Here is a 12,804-nt window from a genome sequence, read left to right as displayed (position 1 = left end):
TATGGCGAAACAACACTTTCTGGTTACCGGTGCTGCCGGTTTTATTGGCTTTTATGTTTGTCAGCGTTTGCTGGCTGAAGGGCACAGTGTTGTCGGTTTAGATAATCTGAATGATTATTATGAAGTACAACTTAAAAAAGACCGCCTAGCACAGTTAACTGATAAAGCGGCATTTCGTTTTGCGGAACTTGATTTAGCCAATCGCGAAGGTATCGCCGCGTTATTTGCACAAGAGCGTTTTCAGCGGGTGATTCATTTAGGGGCGCAAGCTGGGGTACGCTATTCGCTGCAAAACCCTTTGGCTTACGCCGACAGTAATGTAATTGGTACCCTCACAATTTTAGAAGGTTGCCGGCACAACAAGGTTGAGCATTTAGTGTATGCCTCATCCAGCTCAGTGTATGGCATGAACGCGAAAATGCCGTTTAGTACCACCGATCGGGTGGATCACCCGGTGTCTTTATATGCGGCAACCAAAAAAGCCAATGAGTTAATGGCGCATACTTATAGTCATTTGTATGACATACCCACCACAGGTTTAAGGTTTTTTACGGTATATGGTCCTTGGGGCCGCCCCGATATGGCGCCGTTTTTATTTACCAAAGCCATTTTAGCTGGTGAGCCGATTAAAGTGTTTAATCATGGCCAGATGATGCGCGACTTTACCTACATTGACGATATTGTTGAAGGTATAGTGCGTATTCAAGCTAAGCCACCGGTAGCGCAGCCTGGTTGGGATGGTTCTAATGCCAGCGAAAGCTTTGCTCCTTACAAGCTGTTTAATATTGGTAATAACCAACCGATAAAGTTAATGAGTTTTATTGAAGCGATAGAGCAAGCTACCGGTAAAACAGCGATTAAAGAATTTTTATCCATGCAAGACGGTGATGTACCGGCTACTTTTGCTGATATTGATGACCTACAAGCCGCGGTCGACTTTAAACCGGCCACGCCAATTGATGTGGGTATGCAGCGTTTTGTAGATTGGTATAAAGGTTATTATAATGTTGAGTGTTGAGTGTTGAGTGTTGAGTTTTTATCATCAGCTACAAGATCGGCATTAGCAATTTTAGAATGGAAAAAATATGCAAAAAAGTATTGTTCGTAAAGCTGTAATACCTGTTGCCGGCCTTGGTACACGGATGTTGCCTGCAACTAAAGCTATCCCTAAAGAAATGCTACCGGTAGTGGATAAACCACTTATTCAGTATGTGGTGCAAGAGTGTATTGCTGCAGGTATTAAAGAAATTATCTTGGTTACGCATTCCTCGAAAAACAGCATTGAAAACCATTTTGATATCAGTTTTGAACTGGAATCGATGCTCGAAAAGCGGGTTAAGCGCCAGCTGCTAGATGAAGTACAAAAAATTTGCCCGAAAGACGTCACCATTATGCATGTGCGCCAAGGCCAAGCGAAAGGGCTAGGCCATGCGGTACTCTGCGCACGGCCTTTAGTAGGTGATGCGCCTTTTGCGGTGGTATTGCCCGATGTATTAATTGATGGCTACGACAGCGATTTAAAACGCGATAACCTAGCGCATATGGCAGCTTTATTCAGTGACACGGGCGTTAGCCAGGTAATGGTTGAACCTGTGCCGATGGAAAATGTGGCCAGTTATGGTGTAGCGGATGTACAAGGCCAGTCGTTAGTGGCCGGTGAGTCAATCGCAATGACAGCGATTGTTGAAAAACCGCCGGTAGATGAGGCCCCTTCTAATCTATCTGTGGTAGGGCGTTATGTTTTCTCATCTGATATTTGGGAAGCATTAGAATATACCCCATTAGGTGCAGGCGATGAAATTCAGTTAACCGATGCCATTGCTATTTTAATGAAAGCGCAAGCAGTTAATGCTTATCATATTAAGGGGCGCAGCCACGATTGTGGTAATAAACTTGGTTATATGCAAGCTTTTGTAGAATATGGCCTGCGCGATAAAAACTTAGGCTCAGACTTTAAACGCTGGTTAACGTTAATCGCAGCCAAGCTGAATTAAACGTTTGCACCATTTTAGTGTTATACTTGTTCACAATTTGCAGAGTGTAGTACTGATATTTTTATCAGTATTTTGGAGTTTTTAAAATGCTTGCATGGTTACTTGCGCTGCCGCGGTCAGCAAAGCGCATTATCTCGGTAGCGATTGATACCTTTTTTCTTATTTTCTCAGTATTATTTGCGTTTATCTTGACGCAAGATGGCGATACGCTGCAATTACAGAAAATCTTACTAGCTTTTGTCGTTACGTTACCCATTACCATATTGGTTTTTACCCGTCTTGGTTTATATCGTGCGGTTATTCGTTATGTTGGCCAACACGCTTTAGGCGCTGTGTTATTTGGTATCGTGTTTAGTGCCGTATTATTGGCAGGGTTATTTGCTTTACTCGGTGTGCACAATCGCACTAGTTTAGTCGTGGTTTATGGTTTGGTTGCGCTAGTTACGTCTGGCGGGATTCGCTTGGGGGCGCGCATGTTGTTTCAGCCCAACAACAATAGCCATAAAACGCGTGTGCTGATTTATGGTGCGGGCTCATCTGGCCGTCAACTGGCTCAGGCCTTGTTAAATGGTGAGCAGTATCAGCCAGTCATGTTTGTCGATGATGATACCACTTTACAACGTTCTACTATCTTAGGTATCCCGGTAAGTAGCCCTGATGGTATTGCTAATTTGGTTAAACAAAAGAATATAGGACGATTATTGCTTGCCATGCCTTCTGCTAGCCGAAGCAGACGTCGAGAGGTGTTAGATAGGCTAGGAGACTTACCCATTCCTGTTTTATCTATTCCGGGAATGAGCGACTTAGTCGATGGCAGTATGCGTATTGACGAGTTGCAAGATGTGAAGATTGAAGACTTACTAGGTCGAGATCCTGTAGCACCCGTTAAAAAACTATTGCACGCTAATATCAAAGGCAAGGTTGTGATGGTAACCGGAGCGGGCGGCTCAATTGGTTCAGAGCTGTGTCGGCAAATTATACGCGGTGAACCCGTAACTCTAGTGTTATTTGAATTATCTGAGTATGCATTATATGCCATTGAAAGAGAATTAAAGCTCATCATCGAAGCAGATGGGCTGGAAGTTAAAATAGTTCCTGTGATGGGTTCGGTGCAGAAGCAAGCGCGTTTGGAAACGGTGATGCGTACTTTTGCGGTACAAACCGTATATCATGCAGCTGCCTACAAACATGTGCCTTTAGTTGAATACAATGTGGTTGAAGGCGTATACAACAATGTGTTTGGTACTTGGTTTACGGCCGAAGCGGCAATTAAAGCGGGTGTTGAAACCTTTGTGTTAATTTCAACAGACAAAGCCGTGCGCCCTACTAATGTTATGGGGGCATCAAAGCGTTTAGCCGAGTTAGTATTGCAAGGTTTAGCACAACACCAGAGTAAAACGCGTTTTTGCATGGTGCGCTTCGGTAATGTGTTAGGATCATCAGGCTCTGTTGTACCGTTATTTCGTGAGCAAATTCGTAAAGGCGGCCCCATTACGATCACGCACAAAGATATTATTCGCTATTTTATGACCATTCCTGAAGCGGCTCAATTAGTGGTTCAAGCCGGTGCTATGGGTAAAGGTGGTGATGTGTTTGTGCTGGATATGGGCGAGCCGGTGCGTATAGCCGATCTTGCTGTACGTATGTTGCACTTAATGGGGTTAGAAGTCCGTGATGAGCAGCATCCGTCTGGTGATATTGAAATACTTTATACTGGCTTAAGGCCAGGTGAAAAACTGTATGAAGAGTTACTGGTGGGTAATAATGTAAGGCAGACAGATCACCCGCGGATCATGGCGGCTGACGAGGTTTCGTTAAGTTGGCAAGAAATGCTGCATTTATTAAGCCGTTTAGACAAAGCCTGTAGCGCCTTTGCCGTGGAAGATATTATCGCATTAATGCGAGCGGCACCAACCGAGTTTAATTACACCAGTGCAACCAGTGATTTGGTTGTTACTGCAGCTTGTTCGTTAGAGTTAAAACAGCAAATACAATCGGTTTCTGACATTTCACTTAAAGGCTTTGCCTCGGGTAAAATCGCTCAGGCCGATAAACAAATTGCTTAAGCTTAAGGACAGAAACTATTAACTGGTTATCTTAGATCGAGTTTGTTGCTTAACTACAATAATTGAGTTAATCTTGCGCATAGATGCGTTTATTTAAATGAGGGATGAAATATGAAAAATTTTGCTGTTGCAGCATTTGCTTTAACTTTAGCTTTTGGTGCTAATGCTCAAGAGTCTGCCACACTATCTTCAACAGCGGGTTCAGGTTTTGCTAACCTAACCGCCTTTGGTGTAGCTGGTGCTGCAGCTGTGGGTGTTACGGCAGCAGTTGCTGCTGCGATTATTTCCAACGCGCAAGCAGAAGGTGTGTTGCCTACAGCACCACCAGTTACGCCACCGGCAACTGGAACAACTACTGTTGCACCTCCAACTTTCGTTTTAGTGTGTAATGAAGGTGATGCAGCGCCAGTTGCAGGTGTTTGTACTACTAATTCTTCAACTGTAACAGTTACTGGTACAGGTACTGCTACTAGCACTATTACAGTGCCAGTAACTATTACTTACCCTGCTATTGTTACAAGCGCGTAATTAAAGCTATAACTAAAACCGCCTTCAGAGGCGGTTTTTTTTTAGATATAGTATAGATATATTTGGAATAATCTTGTTAAGGATCAGCCGCTTCTATGGTTTTATATAAAAATCTATTGGTAATGTGTGCCATTGTGTTTTTAACAGCTTGCTCAGGAACCTACAGAACCTATGTCGAGATGTTTGAACTTGCGCTGAAACCAAAGCCTGATGCTGTGCTGTCTTTTTCTGAGCTTACTTCAGATAACCCCGATTATCTATACGCTAAATTAGGTGATCAGCCTCGTTCTGTGATGGGTTTATTATTTATTGAGCAAGATCAGTTTAAATGGACATCTGCGAATCAGGTTATCTTAGTTACTGAACAGGGGCGCGTTGTTCGTACAGCGGGTTTAGAAAATGATTTGGTTTATACCAGTAATACCATTGCAGATCCGGTTAAAACAGGCGCTTTTGCTAATACCAGTTGGGGCAGAATGCTTGATTGGGAAGCGGGCGAATACGGTTATGTGGTGAAATCGAACTTTACTGTAACAGAAAATCAGTTTTTAACGTTTTTTGGGCAAAAAGTTAAAGTTAGAAAGGTTGTTGAAACTTTAAACTATGATAATCCTTCAGTTTACTGGCGCTTTGATGGTGTTTGGCAAAATGTATTTTGGTTTGATCAAGCTAGCGGCAAGTTATTGCAAAGCCATCAGCAATTAGCCCCTGGTATGCAGCCTCTTGAATTGGTATTTATTAGTGAAGTTGCTAGGCAGCTGCGCAAGTCTGGTGCACAAATTGCCGGAGACGCAATATGAAGTTTATGTTTAAGCCATTTTTTAGCGTAGTGTTGTTAATTTTATCTATCCATAATGTTTCTGCATCAGTCACTATTTCAATTAATCAGCAAAAATTTGAATATGAGCAGGCTCCACGATTAGCAGATGCTATTTCACCTATAGCTTTTGATAAAGCGTGGTATTGGCCTGCCAGCCGTTTATATAAGTTACAACCAAGTGATGAGTTGCCTAAACAGCAAGTATTAACCTTACTGAATCAATTACAGCAGACAGCTAATCACCCCGCTAAAAGAGTTTTTATGGCACTTGCTGCCGATATACAAAATTGGCAAATTGCTGAGCGAATTAGTATTGCTATTGACTATGATCTGGCTAGAGCCAACCCAGCGTTAAACCCTAGGTTTGAAAGTGGGGTTTATCAGCTTAATATTGAGACTCGCCCTGACTATGTTTTAGTAGTCGGTGCGATTAATTCCAGTGTTAGAATGGCGCATAAAGCGGCAACACCGGTTAAAAATTACATATTAAAATCAGCTTTTTCTGAGGTTGCTGATAAACAAAGAATCAATATTATTCAACCCAATGGCAAAGTGATAGAGGTAGGTGTTCAGCACTGGAATGCAGAACATATCGAAGTTATGCCTGGTTCGATTATTTTTGTACCTTTCGCAGCGGGTTTGTACTCTTCTGAGTTAGCCGAACTAAACAAACAGTTGCTAGCACTCTTAGTAAATAGGATCTACTGATGTTAAGAAGAGTTCCCCTTTTCAAACTTTCCATTTTTGCTTTGTTATGTATGCCAGCTGCGGCACAAGACCTTGTTACTTGGCAACAACCAAGATCTAATGTTTCTCAAGCTATACATGGTGGTGTAGGGTTGCTGCAAACGCCTACGGCTAGGATGGCGGATGAAGGTAATATTTCATTTAATTACACTGACAATGAAGAGTATCGCTTTTGGTCGGTTAGTATTCAGTTATTTCCTTGGTTAGAAACGACTGCTCGTTATACCGATGTAAGAACGCAACTATATAGTGATTCACCTGGTTTTAGTGGTGATCAAACACTTAAAGACAAAGGTTTAGACGTAAAATTTCGTTTATGGCAAGAAAGCCAATATTTGCCAGAGGTGGCGGTAGGCTTACGTGATTTTGGTGGTACTGGGCTATTTGAAAGCGAATTTGTCACTTTAAGTAAGCGATTAGGCGATTTTGATTTTCACCTTGGTATGGGTTGGGGTTATTTAGGTGCGGCAGGTAATATTCAGAACCCATTCTGTGAAATAAAAGACAGTTTTTGTAACCGTGACGCAGGTAACAGTGCACAAGGCGGCAAAATAGAATATGAGAAGTTCTTTCGTGGTCCATCATCCTTTTTTGCCGGTGTTGAGTATCAATCGCCTTGGCAGCCGTTAAAGTTAAAACTGGAATATGAAGGTAATGATTATTCAAGAGATAGAGCAGGTGAGTTACCACAAGATAGTCGCTGGAATATAGGCGCAGTGTATCAATTAGATAATTTAACTTTTGATCTTAATTATCAGCGTGGCAATACATTGGGTTTTGGTTTTCACTACAATTTTAATATGCATACGATAGAGCAGTATAAAATTAAACCAGAAAAAATCCCCGTGCCTGTTGAGCGAGATAAACTGCCAAGTGGCATGAATTTCAATAATGTGGTCAGAGATTTGTATTACAACGCAGGGTTTGTGCCAAGTGCTATTCGGTTACTAGACGATCAGTTTATTGTTCATGGCCGTTCAATAAGTTATCGCGATGATGAAGAAGCAACGGATCGTGTTGCCAGAGCGGTTATTGCGCAATTACCTGTAAATGTGAAAACTATTCGAGTAGTTGAATATCGTAATAGTATGCCGATGGTTGAAAAAGTAATTAATGTAGACGAGTTTATTACTGCAGCTAATTATGATGTTTTACAACCCGACATTCGTTCTACTTATGTGAGACAACAACCTGATGTTGATGCATTAGCGTTAGTAACAGTACCGGATACAACAGGTTTTTACAGTGGCGCTGAGACTTTTTGGGTGCAGTCTTTTGGTAACCCTGAACAATTTTATATGTACCAAGGTGGTGTGTATTTAGCTTCTGGCTACCGATTTAATAATAATTTTAGTGTTAGTGCGACAGGCAAACTAACCTTGCTTGAGAACTTTGATCAATTTAACTTTAAAGTTGATGCTTTAGAATCAGCATTACCTCGAGTAAGGACCTTTGTTCGAGAGTATGTTACACGCAGTAAGTTTGGCGTGGAAAACTTATATGGCCATTGGCAGCAAGAAATTGCACCATCGATATTTGCTCAGGCCTATGGTGGCTATTTAGAAACGATGTTTGGTGGTGTAGGTACTGAAATTTTATATCGCCCGGTTGATAGCAATTTTGCGGTAGGTTTTGATCTTAACTATGTTAAGCAGCGTTCTTGTGAAGATGACTTTAGCTTTTTTGATTACACCGTTGTTACAGGCCATCTGAACTTATACTGGCAGCCAGAATTCTTACCGAATTCGCGTTTAACCTTTAACATTGGGCAGTTTTTGGCAAAAGACAAAGGGGTTAACTTTGATTTCGCTAAACGGTTTGATAGTGGCATGATTGTAGGTGCATACGCTGCTATCACCAATGCTTCCGCCGAAGAGTACGGTGAAGGCAGTTTCACTAAAGGCTTCTACATTTCAATCCCATTTGACCTGTTCTCGTTACGCCCTGCTAAAGGTCGTGGACGTTTACCTTGGGTACCCATTGGCCGCGACGGTGGTCAGCCGCTTAATCGCCCGATTAAGCTTATCGACATGACCGAAAGCCGCTCACCTTTCTACGACTAACTGGTCGTACCGCACTCCGGTACAGGCCATACCAGTTAAATCCACTGGTATGGCCACACTCCGGTACTGGTTGTACCACACTCAGACACTGGTACAACCACACTCCGGTACAAGTCAAACCTCTGACCACACTCCGGTACCGGTCCGACCAGTCGGTTTAGCCAGTTATGACGTAACCTGTGTATTAAAGTTTATTAGTAGTTTTGTTTAAGGCGGTAGTAGATGATTTATTTTAACAGTCAGAGTATCCCCGAGCTTGCTGGCTTGAATTTTTCACAGCGAATGGAAGTGATTCGTACTGCGGCTGATAGGCTAGCCGCGCCCACCAAGATAACGTTGAATATTATTAAGTTAATTATTCTTTCTACGTTATTTATTTTAATTGCTCGCGCTGAAGGTTTAGCCATCCCAGGTTACATTTTGTTATTGGTGGTGGTTTATCCGTTGATCACACGGCCTATCACTTTTTATTTATGCCGCTCACAGTTTGCCACAATTCGCCGGCAGCAGTTTCCAGAACAACAAGCTTAGTCGCCATTAAACCTAACAGACTCTGAGTAAGATCAAACCAGTACCGGAGTGCGGTCTGACCAGTGTCTGAGTGTGGCCAAACCAGTACCGGAGTGCGGTCTGACCAGTGTCTGAGTGTGGCCAAACCAGTACCGGAGTGAGGTTTGACCAGTGTCTGAGTGGGGGGAGGGTTAGGTGATGCCGCGTTGTTTCATGATGTTGGCGATTTCCGGCAAGCTGGCAGGATCGTCAATAGTGGATGGGACTTGGTAGCTTTGCCCTTCACCGATTTGCCGTAACAGTTTGCGTAAAATTTTTCCCGAACGTGTTTTGGGTAGTCGTGGCACGATTAATGCCTTTTTAAAGCTGGCAACGGCACCGATTTCTTGTCTCACTAACGCGACTAACTCTGCTTGTAAGGTTGTTTCATCAACGGTGATGCCGTTTTTCAGTAGCACGAAACCCACGGGCTGCTGACCTTTTAATTCGTCAGGTAAACCGATAACACAGCATTCTGCCACGGCAGGGTGCGAGGCTAAAATCTCTTCCATTTCGCCTGTTGATAAACGATGCCCGGCAACGTTGATGACATCATCCGTACGGCCCATCACAAACAGATAGCCGTCTTCATCCAGGTAGCCACCATCGCCGCTGCTGTAATAGCCGGGGAAATGACTTAAGTAACCGGCTTTAAAACGCTCTGGATTGCCCCAGATGGTAGCTAAGCAGCCAGGAGGGAGTGGCAGCTTAATCGCAATATTGCCTTGTGTGTTGGCGGGTACAGCTTGTCCTGCGTCATCTAAGATTTGCACATGGTAGCCAGGTACAGGTTTGGTGGACGAGCCGGGCTTGGCCGGCAGTAATTCCACACCGGCTAAATTGGCGCAAATGGCCCAGCCTGTTTCAGTTTGCCACCAGTGATCAATTACAGGTTTACCTAATACTTCGCAAGCCCATTGATAGGTGGGGGGATCAAGCCGCTCACCGGCCATAAAAACATGTTTTAACTGGCTTAAGTTATGCAGTTTTAACAGTTCAGCATGGGGATCTTCTTTTCGAATCGCACGAAAAGCGGTGGGCGCAGCAAAAATGGCTTTTACGTTATATTCCGCACACACTCGCCAGAATGCACCTGCATCGGGGGTAAATACCGGTTTACCTTCATACAAAATAGTGGTGGCGCCTGCGAGCAAGGGGCCATACACAATGTATGAGTGTCCTACCACCCAGCCCACATCTGAGGCGGCCCAAAACACATCGCCGGCTTGAATATCGTAAATGGCTTGCATGCTGTATTTTAAGGCAACCGCATGCCCGCCGTTATCGCGCACTACGCCTTTAGGCTTGCCGGTGGTGCCCGAGGTATAAAGGATGTAAAGCGGATCAGTACTTTGCACCGGCACGGCGTCTACGGCTGTAGCATTAAGCATGGCTTGTTGCCAATCCACATCACGCCCTGCAACTAGGGTTGCAGGATCTTGCGGGCGCTGAAAAATGATACAGTGCTCGGGTTTAAATTCTGCTTTGTCAATGGCGCTATCAAGTAAAGGTTTGTAGCTGATAACACGATTAATCTCGATGCCACATGAGGCACTGATCACCACTTTGGGTTTAGCATCATCGATTCGGATCGCTAACTCATGCGGTGCAAAACCACCAAATACCACTGAGTGAATGGCACCTAGCCTTGCCGATGCCAACATGGCGATCACCGCTTGCGGGATCATTGGCATATAGATAACCACACGATCACCTTTGGTTACGCCATGTGCTTGTAATACTCCGGCGAATTTTGCTACTTCTTCGAGGAGTTGTTTATAAGTGTATTGTTGTTTGGTTTGAGTTACTGGAGAGTCATAAATTAGCGCAGTTTGTTCACCACGGCCTTCAAGCACTTGCTGATCCAGTGCTAAATAACAGGTGTTAAGCTCACCATCGGCAAACCAGTGATAAACATTATCATGCTGGCTGATAATTTTGGTAGGCGCTTTGTACCAAGCGATTTTGCTTGCTTTGTGAGCCCAAAATGCCGCGGGATCAGCAACAGACGCTTGATATTCTTGTAGGTAAGACATGTTAGTATCCTTAAGGATGTTTAGTTATCTTACCAATGTACAGAATTTATAATGAAATAAAACTAGACTTATGGCTAAGGCGTTTGATATGCGCCACGACGTTTAGAGGCTTAGCTAGCGCAATGATAATTTTGTGCGAACACGTTTTAAAAGTGTTTGAACAAATGAACGACGCAATCTCGGTACTTTAGTGCCGAGTCAAGTCGGTCGATCTTGATTTTCTATGTATTTGCGAATGGTATCGATGCTTGCGCCTCCAAAACTTACAGCGCAGTAAGATGGCGACCAAAAATGTTTGCTCCAAAGATACCGTTTTATTTCTGGCCAGAACTGTTTTCTTAGCTGCAAACTGGCATTTCCTTTTAATAATTTAACAAGTAACGACAATGATATTGTTGGCGGGATCTGAACTAAAATATGGACATGATCACTATCGCCATTAAATTCGTGGAGAAAAACATTTTGTTTTTTGCATTGCTCTTTAAAAATAGCTTCACAATGCTTTAGCATCGTTCCAGTTAGTGCAGGCCGTCGATATTTCGACACAAATACCAAATGAATTAATTGTTTAGATTTACTTGCGCGGGTCGTTAGCCATGGTATATTACTGTTTATATATACAGTGCAGTTGATTTATGATAACAGGCATTAAATTTCAAGCAAAACCTACAAATGAGCAGGCGAAAACACTTGCTCAGTGGATGGGTTGTGCGAAATTTATCTGGAACGCGAAGTGCGATGAAGATCATTATTTACGTACCTATGCAACGAAATACCTAACTACTGGCACTTTCCCAAGAGTTGATCAGACTTATTCACAGTACAAGTCAAAATCGCTTTCGCCGTGGTTAAACGACTGCCCTAGCCAAATATTGCGTAACAGCGCAACAAATTGGTACAACACTTATCAGAAGTTCCTAAAGGGTATTTGTGGTAGACCAAAACACAAAAAACGCAGTAACCAAGGCAGTGTTCATCTGACCAGCGAACTATTTGAGCTTGAACAGATTAATGGTCAATGGCAACTAAAAATAGGCACCAAAAGCCGCAATATCGGTGTACTAAAGGTTAAGTTTCATCGTAAATTTGGCATACCAAAATCAATCTATATCAAGAGAAATCATAATCACTGGTCTGTATCATTCTGCTACGAAGACAATGCAACTGTTGATAACACGTTGGAAGATCACTTTAAGTACCTACAGCAATGCACCCGTACTGAGCTAGAGAGTAAAGTGATTGGTATTGATAGGGGTGTGGTGCGGCCAATTCAATTTGGTGATACGGTAATCAACTATACTGAGCAACAGCTAAAGAAAATCAAAGGGCATGAACGTCATTTACGCCAACTACAGCGAAAAATAGCACGTCAGCAAAAGGACTCGAACCGCAGAAGAAAGACGTTATACAGAGTCGCTAGAAAGAAAGCGCAGCAAGGCAATATACGTCATGACTTCTGCCACAAGGCCAGTCGGACTATAGTGAGCAGCACCAAATCCGTATTCGTCTTTGAGAACCTTAAAACAAAAAATATGACCCGTAGTGCTAAAGGCACTTCAGTAAAGCATGGTAAAAATGTCAGGCAGAAATCTGGACTCAATCGCAGTATACTGAGCATTGGTTGGCATAAAATACAATCCTTTAACGAATACAAAGCCGCTCGTGAGGGCAAGGCGGTGTTCTATGTGTCACCTCATCATACCAGTCTGGCGTGTGCTAATTGCGGCCACACGCATCCTGATAACCGACGCTCTCAATCTGAGTTTGTCTGTATTCAGTGTGGACATACTGACAATGCTGATGCGAATGCAAGCAGCAACATTAAGCAACGAGCAATTAATTTATTTTTAGACTCTGGAACGGAGTTATCTGCTAAAGGTGTTTTATCGCCTAAATCAGATATCGGGCGTGGAGCTATGCGTCAGACACAATATCTAAAAGGTGTTGTGCAGCGGGCGTCGAAACGTCAACAAAAGACGGTTGCGCTTGCTGCGTAATCAG

11 protein-coding genes are annotated in these 12,804 nt (G+C 43.2%); 9 read left to right on the top strand and 2 right to left on the bottom strand.

Going from position 1 to position 12,804, the window contains the following annotated elements; translation table 11 throughout:
- The first annotated feature begins 1 nt into the window (after position 1).
- The 8 genes from JAO78_RS04420 to JAO78_RS04385 all read left to right on the top strand — a co-directional run bounded on the left by JAO78_RS04420 (position 2) and on the right by JAO78_RS04385 (position 8,749).
- Positions 2-1,018: an NAD-dependent epimerase gene (locus JAO78_RS04420; RefSeq protein WP_226750143.1), complete on the top strand. Its 1,017-nt coding sequence runs from the start codon at positions 2-4 to the stop codon at positions 1,016-1,018.
- Between the two features lie 67 nt (positions 1,019-1,085).
- Positions 1,086-1,994 carry a UTP--glucose-1-phosphate uridylyltransferase GalU gene (gene galU, locus JAO78_RS04415; RefSeq protein WP_226750142.1) on the top strand — a complete coding sequence of 303 codons (909 nt, stop codon included), beginning with the start codon at positions 1,086-1,088 and terminating at the stop codon, positions 1,992-1,994.
- Between the two features lie 86 nt (positions 1,995-2,080).
- Positions 2,081-4,060, top strand: coding sequence for a polysaccharide biosynthesis protein (locus JAO78_RS04410; protein ID WP_226750141.1), 1,980 nt, complete (start codon positions 2,081-2,083; stop codon positions 4,058-4,060).
- A 111-nt stretch (positions 4,061-4,171) separates the two neighbouring features.
- The gene (locus JAO78_RS04405) at positions 4,172-4,588 is read left to right on the top strand and encodes a hypothetical protein (RefSeq protein WP_226750140.1); all 417 of its coding nucleotides are present in this window, start codon (positions 4,172-4,174) and stop codon (positions 4,586-4,588) included.
- Positions 4,589-4,683: 95 nt separating this feature from the next.
- Positions 4,684-5,388 (top strand): YjbF family lipoprotein, encoded by a 705-nt coding sequence (locus JAO78_RS04400; protein WP_226750139.1) that lies wholly within the window; start codon positions 4,684-4,686, stop codon positions 5,386-5,388.
- A complete protein-coding gene (locus tag JAO78_RS04395) occupies positions 5,385-6,116 on the top strand; it encodes a capsule biosynthesis GfcC family protein (RefSeq protein WP_226750138.1) in 732 nt (243 codons plus the stop codon). Before JAO78_RS04400 ends, JAO78_RS04395 begins: the two co-directional genes overlap by 4 nt.
- Positions 6,116-8,218, top strand: a complete 2,103-nt coding sequence (locus tag JAO78_RS04390) for a YjbH domain-containing protein (protein WP_226750137.1) — start codon at positions 6,116-6,118, stop codon at positions 8,216-8,218. Before JAO78_RS04395 ends, JAO78_RS04390 begins: the two co-directional genes overlap by 1 nt.
- 222 nt (positions 8,219-8,440) lie before the next feature.
- Positions 8,441-8,749, top strand: a complete 309-nt coding sequence (locus tag JAO78_RS04385) for a DUF6170 family protein (RefSeq protein ID WP_226750136.1) — start codon at positions 8,441-8,443, stop codon at positions 8,747-8,749.
- A gap of 170 nt (positions 8,750-8,919) precedes the next feature.
- On the opposite strand, the gene JAO78_RS04380 is transcribed toward JAO78_RS04385, so the two are convergent.
- Complete coding sequence (locus tag JAO78_RS04380; protein ID WP_226750135.1) at positions 8,920-10,803, bottom strand: propionyl-CoA synthetase; 1,884 nt, start codon at positions 10,801-10,803, stop codon at positions 8,920-8,922.
- A gap of 198 nt (positions 10,804-11,001) precedes the next feature.
- Positions 11,002-11,406, bottom strand: a complete 405-nt coding sequence (gene tnpA / locus JAO78_RS16835) for an IS200/IS605 family transposase (RefSeq protein ID WP_226750378.1) — start codon at positions 11,404-11,406, stop codon at positions 11,002-11,004.
- A 32-nt stretch (positions 11,407-11,438) separates the two neighbouring features.
- Here tnpA and JAO78_RS04370 point away from each other — a divergent pair, with 32 nt between their 5' ends.
- Positions 11,439-12,800 (top strand): RNA-guided endonuclease InsQ/TnpB family protein, encoded by a 1,362-nt coding sequence (locus JAO78_RS04370; protein WP_226750134.1) that lies wholly within the window; start codon positions 11,439-11,441, stop codon positions 12,798-12,800.
- Positions 12,801-12,804 lie beyond the last annotated feature (4 nt).

It is taken from the genome of Alishewanella maricola, assembly GCF_016343785.1.
Taxonomy (GTDB): domain Bacteria; phylum Pseudomonadota; class Gammaproteobacteria; order Enterobacterales; family Alteromonadaceae; genus Alishewanella; species Alishewanella maricola.
The sequence above is the reverse complement of the archived record's forward strand: the minus strand, read 5'-3'. Positions and strand labels throughout refer to the sequence as shown.

Bases quoted from the DNA above. Each gene is read 5' to 3' on its own strand.
- JAO78_RS04420 (WP_226750143.1), top strand. From the start codon at position 2: ATGGCGAAACAACACTTTCTGGTTACCGGTGCTGCCGGTTTTATTGGC.
- galU (WP_226750142.1), top strand. From the start codon at position 1,086: ATGCAAAAAAGTATTGTTCGTAAAGCTGTAATACCTGTTGCCGGCCTT.
- JAO78_RS04410 (WP_226750141.1), top strand. From the start codon at position 2,081: ATGCTTGCATGGTTACTTGCGCTGCCGCGGTCAGCAAAGCGCATTATC.
- JAO78_RS04405 (WP_226750140.1), top strand. From the start codon at position 4,172: ATGAAAAATTTTGCTGTTGCAGCATTTGCTTTAACTTTAGCTTTTGGT.
- JAO78_RS04400 (WP_226750139.1), top strand. From the start codon at position 4,684: ATGGTTTTATATAAAAATCTATTGGTAATGTGTGCCATTGTGTTTTTA.
- JAO78_RS04395 (WP_226750138.1), top strand. From the start codon at position 5,385: ATGAAGTTTATGTTTAAGCCATTTTTTAGCGTAGTGTTGTTAATTTTA.
- JAO78_RS04390 (WP_226750137.1), top strand. From the start codon at position 6,116: ATGTTAAGAAGAGTTCCCCTTTTCAAACTTTCCATTTTTGCTTTGTTA.
- JAO78_RS04385 (WP_226750136.1), top strand. From the start codon at position 8,441: ATGATTTATTTTAACAGTCAGAGTATCCCCGAGCTTGCTGGCTTGAAT.
- JAO78_RS04380 (WP_226750135.1), bottom strand. From the start codon at position 10,803: ATGTCTTACCTACAAGAATATCAAGCGTCTGTTGCTGATCCCGCGGCA.
- JAO78_RS04370 (WP_226750134.1), top strand. From the start codon at position 11,439: ATGATAACAGGCATTAAATTTCAAGCAAAACCTACAAATGAGCAGGCG.